This is a genomic window from Pseudomonas sp. G5001, from assembly GCF_013385475.1.
Taxonomy (GTDB): domain Bacteria; phylum Pseudomonadota; class Gammaproteobacteria; order Pseudomonadales; family Pseudomonadaceae; genus Aquipseudomonas.
On the sequence record NZ_JACAPZ010000034.1, the window covers coordinates 1 to 17776 of the forward strand.

Here is a 17776-nt window from a genome sequence, read left to right on the forward strand (position 1 = left end):
GATTTAGCTTTTAACACTCAAGCCGGCTTTCAGGCCGCTGTGCTCTTGCTTTTGATCTTGATTTTGATCTTAGGCGCCCCGTTAAACCACGCTGGCCGGAGTGAGGGCACTCCGAGCCTAAGCGAGGAGCCGCTGTAAGAGCGGAACCATAAGCGGCCGTTACCGCAGCAACGGATATGTCCACCACACCCGCCACCACCGATCAAACACCCCTTGCGACCCCCCAATTTCTTTGCTAGCTTCTTACAAAATGTTAACGATAACATTTGCTCTAAAAATAAAAACAAAACAGAGATCCCCACCATGAAAATGCTTCCGAAAACCCTGTGTTTGTTGGCTCTGAGCATCAATCTTGGCACCGCTGGCCTGGCACTGGCCGACACCAAACCCGCCCCCATCCGCATCGGCGCGTCCTTCCAGGAAATCAACAACCCTTACTTCGTCACCATGAAAGACGCCCTGCAGGAAGCCGGGGCGACCATCGGGGCGCAGTTGATCATCACCGACGCCCGCCACGACGTGTCCAAACAGGTCAGCGACGTCGAAGACATGCTGCAAAAAGGCATCGACATCCTGCTGATCAACCCCACCGATTCCGTCGGCGTGCAATCAGCCGTCAAATCCGCCCACGCCGCCGGCGTAGTCGTGGTCGCCGTCGACGCCCAGGCCGAAGGCCCACTGGACTCCTTCGTCGGCTCGAAGAACTTCGACGCCGGCTTCCAGGCCTGCGAATACCTGGCCAAGAACATCGGGGACAAGGGCAATATCGCCATCCTCGACGGCATCGCCGTGGTACCGATCCTGGAGCGCGTGCGCGGTTGCAAGGAGGCCGTGGCCAAGCACCCGGACATCAAGATCGTGAGCATCCAGAACGGCAAGCAGGAACGTGACCAGGCGCTGACCGTCACCGAAAACATGCTGCAGGCCCAGCCCACCCTCAAGGGCATTTTCAGCGTCAATGACAACGGCTCCCTCGGCGCCCTCTCGGCCATCGAAGCCAGCGGCCTGGACGTCAAGCTGGTGAGCGTCGACGGCGCGCCGGAAGCGATCAAGGCCATCCAGAAACCCGGCAGCAAATTCATCGCCACCTCCGCGCAATACCCCCGTGACCAGATCCGCCTCGCCCTGGGCATCGCCCTGGCCAAGAAGTGGGGCTCGCAAGTGCCGGCCACGATCCCGGTGGACATCACCCTGATCGACCAGGCCAAGGCCAAGGATTTCAGTTGGTAAAACACCCAGGCCCCACGCCAGGCGTGGGGCACAGGTCATCCATCTGAATATGAGGTCGGCGGTATGAGCAGTCTTCTGAAGCTGGAAAATATCTGTAAGCGCTATCCGGGGGTGCAAGCCCTCAAGGCGATCAACCTGGAAGTGCAGCGCGGCGAGATTCATGCCTTGCTCGGGGAAAACGGTGCAGGCAAATCGACCTTGATGAAGATCCTTGGCGGGGTCGAGCACCAGGACGAAGGGCAGATCCTGATCGACGGTGAGGCTCGGCAGTTCGCGACGTATCGTGATGCGATTGCCGCCGGCATCGGCATTGTGTTCCAGGAATTCAGCCTGATTCCCTACCTCACGGCGGTGGAAAATATCTTCCTCGGCCATGAGCTGAGCAACCGTTTTGGCCTGTTGCGCAAGCGCGAAATGGTCGAGGCCAGCGAGGCGTTGTTCAAGCGCCTCGGTGTCAGTATTGACCTGCAATGCGCGGTCAGGCACCTGAGCGTGGCCGAGCAGCAATTCGTCGAGATCGCCAAGGCCCTGGCCCTGGACGCTCGGCTGCTGGTGCTCGACGAACCCACCGCCACCCTCACGCCGAGCGAAGCCGAGCTGCTGTTCGAAATCATGCGTGAACTAAAGCGCCAGGGTGTGGCGGTGATTTTTATCTCCCACCACCTGGAGGAGATTTTCCAGGTCTGCGACCGCATCAGCGTGCTGCGCGACGGCGGCAATGTGGGCGTCACCGATGTGGCCGACAGCGATATCGACCGCTTGGTGGAAATGATGGTCGGGCGGCGCCTGGAGTGCAGTTTTCCGCCCAAGCCCACCGCCGCACGCGGGCCGCTGCTGCTGGAGGTCAAGGACATCCAGTTGGTGCGCAACGGCCCCCATAACCACTTTGAATTGCACAAGGGCGAGATTCTCGGCTTTGCCGGCCTGGTGGGTTCCGGGCGTACCGAATTGGCGCTGGGCATGATGGGCGCGCTGCCGTCGATGAGCAAAGACGTGTGGCTGCGGGGTGAACAAATCACCCTCGACGACCCGGCCCAGGCCTTGGCCCATGGCATCGGCCTGCTGCCGGAAAGCCGCAAGACCGAAGGGCTGATCACCGATTTCAGCATTCGCGAAAACATCTCGCTCAACAACCTGCCCAAATACCAGAACGCCAGCGGCCTGATCGACAAGGACAAGGAATGCGCCAGCGTTGAAGCGCTGATGCGCCAGCTGTCGATCAAGGCCCCCAGCGGCGAGAGCCGGGTGTTCAACCTCAGCGGCGGCAACCAGCAGAAAGTCGTGATTGCCCGCTGGATCAACCATCACTGCGACGTGCTGGTGTTCGACGAACCCACCCGTGGCATCGACGTCGGTGCCAAGGCGCAGATCTACGCACTGATGCGCAGCCTCACCGAACAGGGCTACGCAATCATCATGATTTCCTCGGAACTGCCGGAAGTCATCGGCATGTGCGACCGCGTCGCGGTGTTCCACAAGGGCGCCATCGTCAAGGTACTGGAAGCGTCTGCCGTCAATCCTCAAGAGGTCATGCGCCATGCAACAGGGGGCTCAAGTGAATACGTCCATTAATGCCGTGGGGCCTGGCCGGCTGCGCCTGAACCTGGCGCGGCTGATTCGCTCACCGGCGTTCTATCCCTTTGTCGGGCTGCTGGTGGTGACGTTGGTGATGATCTTCGCCAGCGATAACTTCCTGACGGCCAACAACCTGTCGAACATCGCGCGCCAGGTGTCGATCAACGCGATTATCGCGGTGGGCATGACCTGCGTGATTCTCACCGGCGGCATCGATTTGTCGGTGGGGCCGGTGATGGCGCTGTCCGGCACCCTGACCGCCGGCTTGATGGTCGCAGGCTTGCCACCGGGCCTGGCGATTGGCGCGGGGATGCTGGTCGGCGTGGCCTTCGGCATCGGCAATGGTTTGTTTGTCGCCTACCTGCACATGCCGCCGATCATCGTCACCCTGGCGACCATGGGCATCGCCCGTGGGTTCGGCCTGATGTACACCGACGGCTACCCGATTTCCGGTTTGCCGGAGTGGTTCGGCTTCTTTGGCCGCGAAAGCCTGTTCGGTATTTCGGTGCCGATCCTGATCATGCTGGTGACGTACCTGGCGGCCTATGTGCTGCTGCAGCACACCCGCATCGGCCGCTATATCTACGCGATCGGCGGCAACGAGGAAGCGGTGCGCCTGTCCGGTGTGCGGGCGGCGCGCTTCAAGTTGCTGGTGTATGGCATCAGCGGGTTTACCGCCGCGATTGCCGGGCTGGTGCTGACCTCGCGCTTGATGAGCGGCCAGCCAAATGCCGGGGTGTCGTTTGAACTCGACGCGATTGCCGCCGTGGTCCTGGGCGGCGCCTCGATTGCCGGTGGGCGCGGGGTAATCGTCGGCACCTTGCTCGGCGCCATGTTGCTGGGGGTGTTGAACAACGGCTTGAACATGCTCGGGGTCTCGCCCTACGTCCAGAGCGTGATCAAGGGCGGGATCATTTTGCTGGCGATCTTTATCAGCCGTCAGCGCCACAAGTAAACCGGTTATCTCCACGCGGCCATGGTGGCCGCGATGGGTTCTCTCATGCTCAAGAAAGGTCCGCACATCATGGAAAAGCACAACCAAATGCAAGCCGTCGTCTGCCACGGCCCGAAAGACTACCGCCTGGAACGCATCAGCAAACCCCAGGCGCGGGTCAATGAACTGGTGATTCGTATCGCCGCCTGCGGCATCTGCGCCAGTGACTGCAAATGCCACTCGGGCGCCGCGATGTTCTGGGGCGGCGAGAACCCGTGGGTCAAGGCGCCGGTGGTGCCGGGGCACGAATTCTTCGGCTACGTGGTGGAAGCGGGCGAGGGCGCCGAGGAGCACTTTGAGGTGAAGGTCGGCGACAAGGTGATCGCCGAGCAGATCGTGCCATGTGGCAAGTGCCGCTTCTGCAAGTCCGGCAAGTACTGGATGTGCGAGGTGCACAACATCTTCGGCTTCCAGCGTGAAGTCGCCGAGGGTGGCATGGCCCAGTACATGCGTATTCCCAAGACTGCCATCGTGCATAAGATTCCGGAGTCGGTGTCCCTGGAAGATTCGGCGCTGATCGAGCCGATGTCCTGCGCGATTCACACCGTCAACCGCGGTGAGATCCAGCTGGATGACGTGCTGGTGATCGCCGGTGCCGGCACCCTGGGCCTGTGCATGGTGCAGGTGGCAGCGCTAAAAACGCCGAAGAAACTGGTGGTGATCGACATGGTCGACGAGCGCCTGGAACTGGCGAAGCAGTACGGTGCCGACGTAGTGATCAACCCGTCCCGGGATAACGCCCGGGAGATCATCAATAGCCTGACCGACAACTACGGCTGCGACGTGTACATCGAAACCACCGGCGTACCGGCGGGCGTTACCCAGGGCCTGGATCTGATTCGCAAGCTCGGCCGGTTTGTCGAGTTCAGCGTGTTTGGCGCCGAGACCAGCGCTGACTGGTCGATCATCGGCGACCGCAAGGAGCTGGACGTACGCGGTGCGCACCTGGGGCCGTATTGCTACCCGGTGGCCATCGACTTGTTCGAGCGTGGCCTGGTGACGTCCAAGGGCATCGTGACCCATGACTTCGGGCTGGACAGCTGGGCCGAAGCGTTTGAGCTGGCCAACTCGACCAAGTCGATCAAGGTGCTGCTGAAGCCGGTGCTCTGACATGAACTACGTAATGGGTGTGGACATCGGTACGCAAAGCACCAAGGCGTTGCTGGTGGATGCGGACGGCCTGATCATCGCCCAGCACAGCCAGGGGTATCGCGTGGATACCCCGAAAGTACGCTGGGCCGAGCAGTGGCCGCAGGTCTGGCTGGATGCGGTGGAGGCCTGCGTCGCCCAGTGCATGGCGAAGGCCGGCGTGGCGAAAGAGCAGGTCAAGGCGCTGTGCATCAGCAGCCTGTATGGCGGCTCCGGAATTGCTGTGGACGAGCAGATCACGCCGCTGCACCCGTGCCTGATCTGGATGGACCGGCGCGCGGGCGAGCAAGTGGAGTGGGTGCGCGAGCATGTGGACCTGGAGCGGCTGTTCACGATCACCGGCAACTCGGTGGACAGCTACTACGGCTTCACCAAGATGCTCTGGCTCAAGCAACACCAGCCGCAGGTGTGGGCCAACACCCGCTACCTGCTGCCGCCCAACAGCTACATCAACTGGTGCCTGACCGGTGAGTTGGCGGTGGACCACAGCAGCGCCGGCAATATCGGTGGCGTCTACGATGTGGCCCGGCGCGGCTGGTCGGCCGAGATGCTGGCGGCGCTTGGGATTCCGTTGGCGATGATGCCGGAGCGTTTGCTGTATTCCGGTGAAGTGGTCGGTGGTTTGCTGGAGGAATGGGCCCGGCGGCTGGGCTTGCAGGCCGGCACGCCGATCCTGGCCGGGGGCGTGGATGCGGCCATGGCCACATTGGCGGCCGGGGTGACGCGGCCGGGCAATCACGTGGCGATGATCGGCACCAGCATGTGCTGGGGTTATCTCAATCAGCAGGTGGATGCGCGCCATGGCCTGGTGAGCATGCCCCACGTCTATAACGGCCATCAGGACCTGTACATCTTCGGTGGTGCGATCACCGCCGGGGCGTCGGTGAGTTGGTTTCGCGAACAGTTCTGCCAGGCAGAGGAGCAGCAGGCGAAAGAGACTGGCCAGGACAGTTTGTGGCTGCTGGAGCAGAGCGCCGCGAAGATCCCGGCGGGCAGCGAAGGGCTGTTGTTCCTGCCGTATCTCATGGGCGAACGCAGCCCGGTGTGGGATGACCGGGCCAGCGGCAGCTTTGTCGGGCTGAACCTGTATCACAGCCGGATCCACCTGTACCGCGCGGTGCTCGAAGGGGTGAGTTTTGCCCTGCGGCACAATATCGAAGCGGGCACCCGTGGGGCGCATTCCCTTGATCCACGGCTGATTGTGGTGGGTGGGGCGAGCCATTCTGATTTGTGGATGCAGATTATTGCGGACATCACCCATTACCCGGTCTACACCATTGTGCAAGAGGTGGAGGCGGCCTTGGGCGCGGCGTTGTTGGCGGCCCATGCGGTGGGGTTGGTGGATGATCGGGAGATGGAGAAAGGTTGGGTGCAGTTGGAGCTGCGGGCGGAGCCGGAGGCGGGGAATGTCGGGGTGTATGACCGGGCGTTTGCCCGCTATCTGGAGCTGTATCCGGCCTTGAAACCGGTGATGCACAGCTTGCAATTGAATTAAGCGAACACTGATCCAAATGTGGGAGCGGGCTTGCTCGCGAATACGGTGTATCAGTGCCGGATTTATTGCCTGACCCACCGCATTCGCGAGCAAGCCCGCTCCCACATGGGATCTCCATCGTTTTAGAGATCGTGAACCATGAACGCTATTTTTGACTTCACCAAGCAGCGCATCCTCGTCACCGGCGCCAGCAGCGGCATCGGCCGGGAAATTGCCCTCCAACTGATCGCCAGCGGCGCCGAGGTTTTCGCCCTGGGCCGCGACGCTCAGGCCCTGGCCCAGCTCGGTTGCGAAACCCTGTGCCTGGACATCGCCAACAGCGCCGCCCTGGACCTGGCCCTGCAAGGCCTGCCGCCGATGCATGGACTGGTCAACTGCGCCGGCATTTCCCGCCTGGAACCCGCCGCGGCCATCAGCGCCGAAGCCTTCGACCAGGTGATGAACGTCAACGCCCGCGCCGCTGCCCAGGTCGCCAGCCGTATCGCTGCGGCGATGATTGAAGCGAAGATTCCCGGCAGCATCGTCAACGTCTCAAGCCAGGCCTCACTCGTGGCGCTGGACGATCACCTCGGCTACTGCGCCTCCAAGGCCGCACTGGACGCCATCACCCGCGTGCAATGCGCCGAATGGGGCCGCTTCGGAATTCGCGTCAACAGCGTCAACCCCACCGTCACCCTCACGCCCATGGCACAGATGGCCTGGTCGGCGCCCGCCAAACGTGATCCGGCATTGGCGGCGATTCCCCTCGGGAGGTTTGCCGAAACGGCGGAAGTGGCCCTGCCGGTGTTGTTCCTGCTGAGCGATGCCGCCAGCATGATCAGCGGCGTCAGCCTGCCGATCGACGGCGGCTACACCAGCCGCTAGCCGTTCTCCAGCTTGCCGGCGATCACCACCTTGTCCCGCGGTTTGTGCGGGTCTTCGAGACGATCCAGCAGCAGCCGCACCGCGCTGCTGCCGGCCAGTGACGCGTCGTGGGCCACGCAGGCAATCGGCACGCCGAAGATATCGGCGAAGGGCAGGCGGTCGATGCCGCAGATGGTCAGGCTGTCGTGGGGGATGTTGTGCATGCGCAGCGCACGCAGCGCGCCGAGGGTGATCAACTGGTTGAAGCCCATGATCGCGTCCGGCGCCGAGTGTTCGGCCAGGTAGTCGAGGGTGTGCAGGTAGGAGGGCATCAGCGTGTAGTCACCGGCACACACTTCAACGTGCACCTGAGGGTGCTCGGCCAGGACTTCTTTGAGGCCCTTGAGGCGTTCCATGGTGATGCGCGAATGCTCGGGCCCGGTCAGCACCAGCAGGCGCTTGAGGTTCGGGGTTTGCCGCACCAGGTACTGCGCCGCCTCGATGCCGCTGTGATAGTTGTCCAGCACCACGCGGCTGAACGGGCTGTCGTGGATCGTGCGATCGAGCAGCACCACCGGCGTCTTGCCGTTACCCAGGCGCTCCAGATAGTCCGGCTGGTAGCTGGGCTCGTCGGAGACCGGCGACAGGATGATCCCCGCCACGCGGTAGCCCAGCAGTGTGTCGACTGCCTTGCTTTCCAGTTCTTCCAGTTCGTCGGTATCCACCAGCATGATGGTGTAGCCGTGCTTTTTCGCCTCGCGGGAAATCGCCTTGATCATCTCGCTGTAGAAGGGGTTGTCGACCGAAGCGGTGATCACGCCGATGATCAGGCTTTCACTGCGCTTGAGCCCGCGGGCAAAGGCGTTGGGCACATAGTCCAGCTCCCGCGCCACTTCGAGAATCCGCGCCAGGGTGGCGGGCTTGACCAGGTCGGGTTTGCTCAGCGCCCGGGACACCGTGATGGTGGTCATGTTGACCCGTTTGGCGATGTCGCTGATGGTGACGGACTTTTTCTTGTTCATCGGCAGGGGGAAACCAGGAGAAAACAACCTGAGGCTACCATGGGCACGGCTTCAAATCACCGGATCCCAGCGCTGCGACCAATCCTTTTCGGCCTCCACCACCGCCCGCAGCAACCCCAGCGCCTGCTGCAAAACCGCCGAATCGCGCTCGCGGGAATACACCAGGTACGTCGGGAAGCTGAACTCCGGCGCCTTGGGAACCCGCTCCATCACGCCGCTGTCCAGGTAGCTCTGCACCACCCGCGTGCGGAAATACCCGGCACCGCCGTTTTCCAGGATGTACTGCAACGCCAGTGGCCCCAGATTGAAACTCAGGGCTGCGCGGGCCTTGTCCGGCAGTGCGGCGTCGTGCTGCTGGCGAAAGCCCTGGCCCCAGTCGATATACACGTAGGGCTCGGGCCGGGCGGCCAGTTGCACCAGGATCAGTTTTTCTTCCAGCACCTGCTCCACCTGCAACCCCGGCCAGTATTGCGGCTGGAACACCAGCGCGGCGTCCAGCACCCCCAGTTCCAGCTGGCGCAACAAGTACTCGCCTTCGCGAATCTCGGTGCGCAGGGCATGGCCGGGAATGTGTTCCCGCAAGGCCTGGGCCCAGCCGAGCATCAGCGGGTTGCACAGGCTGACTTCGCCACCGATGTGCAGCACGTTGCGGTAGCCATCGGGTAATGGCAGGTCGCGGCGTGCGGCTTCCCAGGTCTGGACAAGCTGGTTGGCGTAGACCACGAACGCCTCGCCGTCCGGGGTCAGGCGGGCACCGGCGCGGTTGCGCACGAACAGGGTACTGTTGAGCTGGCTTTCGAGGTTTTTGACCCGGGCGGTGATTGCCGTCTGGGTGACGTGCAGTTTCTCGGCCGCCGCGGCGAGGCTGCCGCAGCGGGTGATTTCGAGGAAGGTGCGTGCCAGTTCGATGTCCATGAAACCCCCTTGGATGATAGGAGGCATTGTAGGGGCTGATGACTGGAATGCGGGCAAAAAATGTGGGAGCGGGCTTGCTCGCGAAGGCGGTGTATCAGTCAAGATATCCGGTGACTGACACACCGCCTTCGCGAGCAAGCCCGCTCCCACAGTTTGATTGTATTTCAGGTTGGGGTTTTGGGTGTTTGCAGGTGCTCGGTCGGGAAAGCCCTGGCATAAACCTGGCAAACCCTTAGCACCTGCTCATCCGCAAACCGCGCCCCCACCACATGCAGCCCCACCGGCAACCCATTGGCCGCCAACCCGCACGGCACCGACGCCGCCGGTTGCTGGGTCAGGTTGAAGGGATAGGTAAACGGCGTCCACTCCATCCATTCCCCTAGTCCCGAACCCGGCGGCACATTGTGCCCGGCCTCGAACGCGGTGATCGGCATCATCGGCGAAACCAGCACATCGTAATGCTCATGGAATGCCGCCATGCGCGCCACGAGCGCTGCCCGTGCTTCCAGAGCGGCGCTGTAATCGCTGAGGCTGATCTGTTCGCCCAGTCGGGCAATGCGCAGCAACCCCGGGTCCATCAATTGCCGCTGGGCATCGCTCAACGGCCCGGCCAGGCGTGCTGCACCGGCAAACCATAAAGTATTGAACACCTCCAGCGGATCACTGAACCCCGGATCAATCTGCTCAACATGGGCACCCAGCTGCACCAGGCCTTCTACCGCCTGGGCGACCACCCTGGCCACTTGCGGGTCCACGTCGACATAACCGCAGTTCGGGCTATAGGCGATACGCAGCCCCTTCAAATCAGCCCCGGCGTGCAACCATGGCGTGATCCGAGGCGCGCCGATCAAACCATCCCGCGCATCCGGCTGGGCGATGGTTTGCAGCATCAGCACCGAGTCTTCCACGGTGCGGGTCATCGGCCCCAGGTGCGACAGAATCGTCATCGAACTGGCCGGCCATTGCGGCACATAACCGAAGGTCGGCTTGATGCCGAAGGTGCCGGTGAAGGCACAGGGGATCCGGATCGAGCCGCCGGCATCGCTGCCCTGGTGCAGCACGCCGAGGTTCAAGGCCGCCGCCGCACCGGCACCACCGGACGAACCGCCCGCCGTCATGCGCGTGTCCCACGGGTTGCGGGTAATGCCATACAGCGGGTTATCGGTGACGCCTTTCCAGCCGAATTCCGGTGTGGTGGTCTTGCCCAGCAATACCGCGCCGGCCTTGCGCATGAAGGCCGAGAAGGGCGCATCCACATCCCATCGACCCTCGGCGGATGTGGTACGCGAACCCTTGCGCGTCGGCATGCCGATGGTCTGCGTCAGGTCCTTGATGGAGGAGGGCACACCGTCCAGGGCCCCGCACGGCTGGCCCTTGAGCCAGCGCTGTTCCGAATTCCGCGCCGCCTTCAAGGCGCCTTCCGGGTCGACGTGGCAGTAGGCGTTGACCGCCGGGTTGTAGCGTTCGATCCGCAGCAATGCGTCTTCGGTGACCTCCACCGGCGACAGGCTTTTATCCCGATAGCGGGCCAGCAGCTCAACTGCGGTCAGGTTGGCGATATCCGTCATGCCGCTTTACCTCCTTGCGCCGCGTTGACCATGGCCCGCAGCAACACCGCGCAGCCCGCCGCCAGGTCATCCGGCGCGGCGTTCTCGATTTCGTTATGGCTGATGCCGCCTTCGCACGGCACAAAGATCATTCCGGCCGGGCCCAGTTCGGCGACGAAGATCGCGTCATGCCCGGCGCCGCTGACGATGTCCATATGGCTCAGGCCCAGGCTGCTCGCGCCATCACGCACGGCGTTGACACAGGCAGGGTTGAAATCCAGCGGCGGGAAGTCGGCAGTGGGTGTCAGCTCAAAGCTCAAGCCGTGTTGCTCGGCGGTGGCTTCGATCACCTGGCGCACTTCGTCGACCATCGCTTGCAGCTTGTCGGCGTGCAGGTGGCGCAGGTCGATGGTCATGTGCACCTGGCCGGGAATCACGTTGCGTGAGCCGGGATGCAGGCTCAGGCAACCGACGGTGCCGCAGGCGTGGGGTTGTTGTTCGTGGGCGATGCGATTCACCGCGCTGACCACTTGCGCCGCGCCTACCAGTGCGTCCTTGCGCAGGTGCATTGGCGTCGGGCCCGCGTGGGCTTCGACGCCAGTGAGCGTCAGGTCGAACCACTTCTGGCCCAGGCAGCCCATGACCACGCCGATGGTGGTGGCCTGGTCTTCCAGCACCGGACCCTGCTCGATATGCGCCTCGAAATAGGCGCCCACCGGATGGCCCAGCACGGCGCGGGAACCGGCATAGCCGATGCGCTGCAATTCAGCGCCCACCGACAGCCCTTGCTCGTCCTGCTTGTCGAGGGTTTCCTGCAGGTCGAACTTACCGGCGAACACCCCGGAACCCATCATGCACGGCGGGAATCGCGAGCCTTCTTCGTTGGTCCACACCACCACTTCAATCGGTGCTTCGGTCTCGATGTTCAAATCATTGAGGGTGCGGATCACTTCCAGGCCAGCCATCACGCCGTAGCAACCGTCGAACTTGCCGCCGGTAGGCTGGGTGTCGATATGGCTGCCGGTCATCACCGGCGCCAGTGCCGGATTACGCCCGGCGCGGCGGGCAAAGATATTGCCGATGGCGTCGACGCTGACGCTGCAGCCGGCCGCCTCGCACCATTGCACAAACAGGTCGCGGGCCTGGCGGTCGAGGTCGGTGAGGGCCAGGCGGCATACGCCGCCCTTGGGTGTGGCGCCGAGGCGGGCGAGGTCCATCAGCGATTGCCACAGGCGCTCGCGGTTGATCAGCGGGGCGTTGCTCTGGAGCGGTTGCGCAAAACTATTCATCAGCAGTCTCCGGTCAGGCACTCAGGGCCAGGTAACGGTTCTTGATCGTCGGGTCGGCGCGGAAGGCTTCGGCACTGCCTTCGTACACCACGCGGCCCTGTTCGAGGACGTAATGGCGGTCGGCGAGCTTGTCGCAGACCATCAGGTTCTGTTCCACCAGCAGCACCGGCAGGCCGTCTTCCTTGACCTTGCGCAGGATCTTCACCAGCTCGTCGACGATCACCGGCGCGAGGCCTTCGGTGGGCTCATCGAGGATCAGCAGCTTGGGATCGTTGAGCAGCGCGCGGGCGATGGCGAGCATCTGTTGCTCACCGCCGGACAGTGCGTGGCCGGCGTTCTTGCGGCGCTCCCTGAGGCGCGGGAACATGCCGTACACGTCTTCCATCTGCCAGCGGCTGGTCTTGCGCACGGCAATGCGCAGGTTTTCCTCCACCGTGAGCAGGCGGAAAATCCCGCGGTTCTCCGGCACCAGCGCCAGGCCCTGGCGGGCGATTTCGAAGATTTTCTGCCCCACCAGCGGCTGGCCGTTGAAGTGAATCTGGCCCTGGCGCGGGCAGATAATCCCGAGGATGCTGCGCAGGGTGGTGGTCTTGCCGGCGCCGTTGCGCCCCAGCAGGGTCACCAGTTCGCCAGGGTTGACGGTCAGGGACACGCCTTCAAGGACGTGGCTCTTGTCGTAGTAGGAATGGATATTGTCGACGGTCAGCATCAGGCGGCTTCTCCCAGGTAGGCGGTGCGCACGCGCTCGTCGGCGCGCACGAATTCCGGTGTGCCTTCCACCAGGATCTGGCCGTGGCTCATCACGGTGATGCGTTGGCTGATGGACATGACGATGCTCATGTTGTGCTCGATCAACAGCACGGTATGGTCGCGGCCGAGGTCGCTGATCAGTTGGGTCATGATCGGGATGTCGTCGATGCCCATGCCCGAGGTGGGTTCGTCGAGCATCAGCAGCTTGGGTCTGGAGCAGATCGACATGCCGACTTCCAGCACCCGCTGCTGACCGTGGGACAACTCGCCGGCCAGGGTGTCGGCGCGGGCGGTGAGTTGCAGGCGTTCCAGCACCTGGTCGGCCATTTCCAGGTGTTCGCGCTTGCTGTCGACCCGGCGCCAGAAGTTCAGCGCGCGGGCGCCGTCGCGACCCTGGGCGGCCAGGCGCAGGTTCTCGCGCACGCTGAGGTTCTGGAACAGGCTGGTGAGCTGGAACGAGCGCGCCATGCCCAGGCCGACGCGGCCGTGGGCCGGTTTGCGCATCAGGTTCTTGCCGTCGAAATGAATTGCCCCGGCGGTGGCCTGGCGTTCGCCGGTCAGGCAGTGGAACAGGCTGGTCTTGCCCGCGCCATTGGGGCCGATGATGGTGTGGATGGTGCCGGCTTCGACCTTGAGGTTGACGCCGTTCACCGCGTGGAACGCACCGTAGGCCAGTTCCAGGTTCTTGGTTTCCAGCAGGATGCTCATGACAGCTTCTCCTTGGTCACAACGTCGGCCTTGCGGCTGCCGCGCACACGGTCGAACAGGGTCGACAGACCGCCCCACAAACCGCCGCGCATGAAGATCACCACCAGGATCAGGATCACCCCCAGCAGCATCAGCCAGCGCGGCCACAGATCGGAAAGGAAGTCCCCCAGCAGCACGATGGAACCGGCGCCCAGCAACGAGCCGAACAGCGAGCCGGTGCCGCCGACGATGGTCATGATCAGGATGTTTTCGGACATCGCCAGGTCGATGTTCGACAGCGGCACAAAGTGCAGCAGCATCGCGTACAGCGCCCCGGCAATCCCGGTGACGGCGCCGGACAACACGAACACCAGGATCTTGAAGTGGCGGGTGTCATAGCCGATGGCCGAAGCGCGGGTTTCGTTTTCGCGAATCGCCATCAGCGTGCTGCCGAACGGCGAGGCGATCACCCGGCGGGCGCCGATGAAGATCAACAGGAACAGCACCGCGACAAACCCGTAGAACGCGCGGGCGTCGGTCAGCGACAGCAGCACCGTGTCACCGATGCGGATTTCCGGGCGCGGCACGCTGAGCAGGCCGTTGTCACCGCCGGTCCAGTCGCTCAGGGTGTAGGCGACGAAGTAGGCCATCTGGCTGAAGGCCAGGGTCAGCATCACGAAGTAAATGCCGGTGCGGCGGATCGCCAGGGCACCCACCAGGAAAGCCAGGAAACCACCGGCGACGGCGGCACCCAGCAGTGCGCTGAACAGCCCCAGTTGCAGGTGAATCATCAACAGCGCCGCGCAGTAGGCGCCGGCCCCGAAGAAGATGCCTTGGCCGAACGACAGCAGCCCGGTGTAACCCAGCAGCAGGTTGCAGGCGAGGGCGGCCATGGCAAAGATCAGGATCTCGGTGGCCAGGGTCGCCGAGGGCAGAATCAACGGCAGGCCGATCAACACCGCGAGCACCAACAGCAGCATGTAGCGCGACTGGGTCTTGGCGAACGGCAGGGGATTTTTCTCGCTCATGTCAGGCTCTCCCGAACAGGCCGTAAGGACGCACCAGGATCACCACGGCCATCGCACCGTAGATCATCAGGCTTGCGCCCTGGGGCCAGAGTGTGGTCATCAGGCTTTGCACCACGCCGACCAGCAGGCCGCCCACCAGTGCACCGCTGAAGGAACCCATGCCGCCGATCACCACCACCACGAACGCCACGCCGAGGATTTCCGGGCCGACAAAGGGCTGGGCGCCGCGCAACGGGGCGAACAGCACACCGGCCACACCGGCGAGGGCCACGCCGAGGGCGAAGGTCATGGAGAACAGGCGGAAAATGTTGGTGCCCAGCAGGGACACGGTTTCCGTGCTTTCACTGCCGGCCCGCACCAGGGCGCCGAAGCGCGTGCGTTCCAGCAGCAGCCACAGGCCAAGGCCAACGAGGCCGGAGAACACGATCAGGAACAGGCGGTAGTAGGGGTAGACAAAATCGCCCACCACCAGCACCCCGCGCAGCAATTCCGGTACGGCGACACTCTTGCCCACCGGGCCCCAGATCATCACGCTGGCTTCCTGGATGATCAGGGCAATCCCCAGGGTCACCAGAATCTGGAACATGTGCGGCAAGTGATAAATCCGCTGGATCAATAATCGCTCGATCACCCAGGCCAGCGCGGCCACCACCAGCGGCGCAATCAGCAGCGCCAGCCAGAAGCTGCCGGTGAGGCTGACGGCGGTGTAGCAGATGTAGGCGCCCAGCAGGAAAAACGCACCGTGGGCGAAGTTGACGAAGTTCAGCAGGCCGAAAATGATCGTCAAGCCGACCGCGATCAGGAAGTAGATCATCCCAAGGCCCAGGCCGTTGAGAATCTGGAACAGGTAAAGATTAAGCATGCAGGAACCCTCGGCAGGTGGCCGCATGAGCGGCCCTGCGCTGTGTCACCAGTAGATTTTCAGCGGATCAGCCGAGCACGCAGCCCGTGGCTTCCACCGGCGGGAACGACTGGCCGGAGCTGAGCACCTTGGCCAGATCGTCCTTGTCGGCCATGTCGCCTGCGGCCTTGCCCACCAGCAGGTAGTAGTCCTTGATCACCTGATGGTCGCCGGCGCGGATCGACTCCTTGCCGGTGGGGCCTTCGTAGCTCTGGCCCTGCATGGCCTTGGCCACGGTCGGCCCGTCGAAACTGCCGGTGGAGATGATGGTTTCGAGCATGACCTTGGTGCTGATGTAGTCGGCGGCCAGCGGGTAGGTGGGGTTGATGCCGTATTTGGCCTTGGTGAGTTTCACCAGGTCACGGTTGAGCGGGGTGTCGACCTGATGCCAGTACTGAGCGCCGAGGTACACACCTTCCAGTACGTCACTGCCCAGCTCCTGGAACTGGTCGAGGCCGGCGGACCACACCAGCAACACTTTCATGCGCTCCTTGATACCGAAGTTCACCGCCTGGCGCAGGGTGTTGGACGACTGGCTGCCGAAGTTCAGCAGTACCAGCACATCGGGTTTGGCGGCGATGGCATTAGTCAGGTAGCCGGAGAACTCCTGCTCCTGCAGCGAGTGGTAGCTGTTGCCGGCGTGTTCCAGGCCATGCTCGGCCAGCACCGATTTGGCGCCTTCGAGCAGGGCTTCGCCGAACACGTATTGCGGGGTGATGGTGTACCAGCGCTTGGCGTCGGGCAGCAGCTTGATCAGCGGCACGAGGGTCTCGCGGATCGCGCCGTAGGTCGGCACCGACCAGCGGAATGTGGCGCTGTTGCAGTCCTTGCCGGTGACTTCATCGGCGCCCACCGGGGTCATGAACACGCCACCGGCCTTGCTCACTTCCTTGGCCACCGCGAGTGCCGAAGACGACAGGGTACAGCCCTGGAAAAAGCGTGCGCCGTCCTGCTGGATCGCTTCCTGGACTTTACGCACGGCCTTGCCGGCGTTGCCTTCGGTGTCGATCACTTTGTAGACCAGCGGTCGCCCGAGCAACTCGGGATGCTGTTCCACCGCGAGGCGTGAACCCATGTCGGCAAATTTGCCATAACTGGCAAAGGCGCCAGACATGGACTTGAGGCCGTAAAAGGTAAAAGGCTCGGCGGCGAATGCAGAACGCACGCTCAGCGGGAGGCTGAGGGCGGCGGCTGCGGTGAGACTGGCTTTCAACAACGTACGACGCTGCATGGGGTGACTCCCTGGATTAGTTATTGGCAGGAGTGGCAATGGCGATACGGTGGAGCACGGCCTGTGGGCAGGCCTTTTATTGGTGGAGGGTGCGGCTTAGTGGTTGTGGTCGAACTCCAGCAGAAAGTGCGGGCTGACTTCACCTTCAAGGGCGGTCATGTGGTGTTCGGCGTCGCACATGTGTTCGTGCATCAGGCTGCGTACGGTGGCTTCGTCTTCGGCCCGGAAGGCGATCAGCAGTTGTTTGTGGTAGTCGAGGTTGGCGGCGTCGAATTGCTTGCGCTTGGGTTTGTAGGCTTTTTTCAGCACGACCAGGTCACGCAGCAGGTCGTTGAGGAATTGCGCCATGAAGCTCAGCAGCGGGTTGGGGCAGGCCTTGGCCAGCAGGTTGTGGAATTCCAGTTCGGCGATGCGTTGTTCGCGTTGGCCGGCTTCGCTGTCTTCGGGGGCGCTGCAGAAATCGACGTTGTCCTGGAGGGCGCGGTAGTCGTCTTCGCTCAGGCGGCCCAGGACCGAGACGGCGAGTTCGACTTCGATGACTTTGCGCAGCTGGTAGACCTGTTGGCCGTCCAGGTGCTGGAAGTGCAGGTAGTTGCGCAGGGCGCGGCTGGCGGGTTCGGTGCCGGCCTGGTTGAGATAGGCGCCGCCGCTCGGGCCGGTGCGGGTGTTGACCAGGCCTTCGACTTCCAGCGCCTTGAGGGCTTCGCGGGCGGAGCCTTTGGAGCACTGGAAGCTTTCCATCAGTTCGCGTTCGGTGGGCAAGCGGTCGCCGGGCTTCAGCGCGTCGGTGACGATGGAGCGTTTGACCGACTCGACGATCACGTCGGAGAGCTTCTGGCGTTTGCGGCGCAGCGGGCGGCTTAGCATGGTGTTTGATTGATCCTATTAATGCGGATTAATAGTACTTAATAGGGGTTTGGGGTGGGGCGTCAACGGAGGGGGTCGCTTTTGGTTTGGATGGGTCGTAAATGGTGGGGGTGTGCATATCCGTTTCTTCGGTTATGGCTGATATTGGTTCCGCTCTTACAGCGGCTCACTTTTGAAAAGCGCAAAAGTAAGCAAAACGCTCTTGCCCCACCACTCGGCTCCTCGCCTAGGCTCGGAGTGCCCTCACTCCGGC

General features: G+C 63.0%; 16 protein-coding genes. 6 read left to right on the top strand and 10 right to left on the bottom strand.

Annotation, left to right across the window (positions count from 1 at the left end; all coding sequences use genetic code 11):
- The first annotated feature begins 303 nt into the window (after positions 1 to 303).
- The 6 genes from HX805_RS25045 (at position 304) to HX805_RS25070 (ending at position 7307) form a co-directional block, all read left to right on the top strand.
- Entirely contained in the window at positions 304 to 1230 is a 927-nt protein-coding gene (locus tag HX805_RS25045; protein WP_003215780.1) for a substrate-binding domain-containing protein, read from the top strand.
- Between the two features lie 63 nt (positions 1231 to 1293).
- Positions 1294 to 2802, top strand: coding sequence for a sugar ABC transporter ATP-binding protein (locus tag HX805_RS25050; RefSeq protein WP_177080877.1), 1509 nt, complete (start codon positions 1294 to 1296; stop codon positions 2800 to 2802).
- A complete protein-coding gene (locus tag HX805_RS25055) occupies positions 2768 to 3760 on the top strand; it encodes an ABC transporter permease (RefSeq protein WP_177021686.1) in 993 nt (330 codons plus the stop codon). Before HX805_RS25050 ends, HX805_RS25055 begins: the two co-directional genes overlap by 35 nt.
- 69 nt (positions 3761 to 3829) lie before the next feature.
- Positions 3830 to 4909: an alcohol dehydrogenase catalytic domain-containing protein gene (locus HX805_RS25060; protein WP_177029263.1), complete on the top strand. Its 1080-nt coding sequence runs from the start codon at positions 3830 to 3832 to the stop codon at positions 4907 to 4909.
- Position 4910: 1 nt separating this feature from the next.
- The gene (locus HX805_RS25065) at positions 4911 to 6443 is read left to right on the top strand and encodes an FGGY-family carbohydrate kinase (protein ID WP_177117373.1); all 1533 of its coding nucleotides are present in this window, start codon (positions 4911 to 4913) and stop codon (positions 6441 to 6443) included.
- A gap of 138 nt (positions 6444 to 6581) precedes the next feature.
- Positions 6582 to 7307, top strand: a complete 726-nt coding sequence (locus HX805_RS25070) for an SDR family oxidoreductase (RefSeq protein ID WP_177041814.1) — start codon at positions 6582 to 6584, stop codon at positions 7305 to 7307.
- On the opposite strand, the gene HX805_RS25075 is transcribed toward HX805_RS25070, so the two are convergent.
- The 10 genes from HX805_RS25075 to HX805_RS25120 all read right to left on the bottom strand — a co-directional run bounded on the left by HX805_RS25075 (position 7304) and on the right by HX805_RS25120 (position 17523).
- Entirely contained in the window at positions 7304 to 8308 is a 1005-nt protein-coding gene (locus HX805_RS25075) for a LacI family DNA-binding transcriptional regulator (RefSeq protein WP_003215765.1), read from the bottom strand. The two genes, HX805_RS25070 and HX805_RS25075, sit on opposite strands and share 4 nt — an antisense overlap.
- Before the next feature lie 51 nt (positions 8309 to 8359).
- A complete protein-coding gene (locus HX805_RS25080) occupies positions 8360 to 9223 on the bottom strand; it encodes a LysR family transcriptional regulator (protein WP_008430591.1) in 864 nt (287 codons plus the stop codon).
- Between the two features lie 164 nt (positions 9224 to 9387).
- Entirely contained in the window at positions 9388 to 10791 is a 1404-nt protein-coding gene (locus HX805_RS25085) for an amidase (protein ID WP_177117374.1), read from the bottom strand.
- Positions 10788 to 12059: a Zn-dependent hydrolase gene (locus HX805_RS25090; protein ID WP_134326235.1), complete on the bottom strand. Its 1272-nt coding sequence runs from the start codon at positions 12057 to 12059 to the stop codon at positions 10788 to 10790. Before HX805_RS25090 ends, HX805_RS25085 begins: the two co-directional genes overlap by 4 nt.
- Positions 12060 to 12072: 13 nt before the next feature.
- Positions 12073 to 12768, bottom strand: coding sequence for an ABC transporter ATP-binding protein (locus tag HX805_RS25095; RefSeq protein ID WP_003215757.1), 696 nt, complete (start codon positions 12766 to 12768; stop codon positions 12073 to 12075).
- Positions 12768 to 13517: an ABC transporter ATP-binding protein gene (locus tag HX805_RS25100; RefSeq protein WP_003215756.1), complete on the bottom strand. Its 750-nt coding sequence runs from the start codon at positions 13515 to 13517 to the stop codon at positions 12768 to 12770. Before HX805_RS25100 ends, HX805_RS25095 begins: the two co-directional genes overlap by 1 nt.
- Positions 13514 to 14524, bottom strand: coding sequence for a branched-chain amino acid ABC transporter permease (locus HX805_RS25105; RefSeq protein ID WP_177021330.1), 1011 nt, complete (start codon positions 14522 to 14524; stop codon positions 13514 to 13516). Before HX805_RS25105 ends, HX805_RS25100 begins: the two co-directional genes overlap by 4 nt.
- A 1-nt stretch (position 14525) precedes the next feature.
- Complete coding sequence (locus tag HX805_RS25110; protein WP_003215751.1) at positions 14526 to 15386, bottom strand: branched-chain amino acid ABC transporter permease; 861 nt, start codon at positions 15384 to 15386, stop codon at positions 14526 to 14528.
- A gap of 67 nt (positions 15387 to 15453) precedes the next feature.
- Positions 15454 to 16656 (bottom strand): ABC transporter substrate-binding protein, encoded by a 1203-nt coding sequence (locus HX805_RS25115; RefSeq protein WP_177117375.1) that lies wholly within the window; start codon positions 16654 to 16656, stop codon positions 15454 to 15456.
- A gap of 96 nt (positions 16657 to 16752) precedes the next feature.
- Positions 16753 to 17523, bottom strand: coding sequence for a FadR/GntR family transcriptional regulator (locus HX805_RS25120; RefSeq protein WP_008430577.1), 771 nt, complete (start codon positions 17521 to 17523; stop codon positions 16753 to 16755).
- Between the last annotated feature and the right edge of the window lie 253 nt (positions 17524 to 17776).

Coding starts and splice junctions, on each gene's coding strand:
- HX805_RS25045 (WP_003215780.1), top strand. CDS start 304: ATGAAAATGCTTCCGAAAACCCTGTGTTTGTTGGCTCTGAGCATCAAT.
- HX805_RS25050 (WP_177080877.1), top strand. CDS start 1,294: ATGAGCAGTCTTCTGAAGCTGGAAAATATCTGTAAGCGCTATCCGGGG.
- HX805_RS25055 (WP_177021686.1), top strand. CDS start 2,768: ATGCAACAGGGGGCTCAAGTGAATACGTCCATTAATGCCGTGGGGCCT.
- HX805_RS25060 (WP_177029263.1), top strand. CDS start 3,830: ATGGAAAAGCACAACCAAATGCAAGCCGTCGTCTGCCACGGCCCGAAA.
- HX805_RS25065 (WP_177117373.1), top strand. CDS start 4,911: ATGAACTACGTAATGGGTGTGGACATCGGTACGCAAAGCACCAAGGCG.
- HX805_RS25070 (WP_177041814.1), top strand. CDS start 6,582: ATGAACGCTATTTTTGACTTCACCAAGCAGCGCATCCTCGTCACCGGC.
- HX805_RS25075 (WP_003215765.1), bottom strand. CDS start 8,308: ATGAACAAGAAAAAGTCCGTCACCATCAGCGACATCGCCAAACGGGTC.
- HX805_RS25080 (WP_008430591.1), bottom strand. CDS start 9,223: ATGGACATCGAACTGGCACGCACCTTCCTCGAAATCACCCGCTGCGGC.
- HX805_RS25085 (WP_177117374.1), bottom strand. CDS start 10,791: ATGACGGATATCGCCAACCTGACCGCAGTTGAGCTGCTGGCCCGCTAT.
- HX805_RS25090 (WP_134326235.1), bottom strand. CDS start 12,059: ATGAATAGTTTTGCGCAACCGCTCCAGAGCAACGCCCCGCTGATCAAC.
- HX805_RS25095 (WP_003215757.1), bottom strand. CDS start 12,768: ATGCTGACCGTCGACAATATCCATTCCTACTACGACAAGAGCCACGTC.
- HX805_RS25100 (WP_003215756.1), bottom strand. CDS start 13,517: ATGAGCATCCTGCTGGAAACCAAGAACCTGGAACTGGCCTACGGTGCG.
- HX805_RS25105 (WP_177021330.1), bottom strand. CDS start 14,524: ATGAGCGAGAAAAATCCCCTGCCGTTCGCCAAGACCCAGTCGCGCTAC.
- HX805_RS25110 (WP_003215751.1), bottom strand. CDS start 15,386: ATGCTTAATCTTTACCTGTTCCAGATTCTCAACGGCCTGGGCCTTGGG.
- HX805_RS25115 (WP_177117375.1), bottom strand. CDS start 16,656: ATGCAGCGTCGTACGTTGTTGAAAGCCAGTCTCACCGCAGCCGCCGCC.
- HX805_RS25120 (WP_008430577.1), bottom strand. CDS start 17,523: ATGCTAAGCCGCCCGCTGCGCCGCAAACGCCAGAAGCTCTCCGACGTG.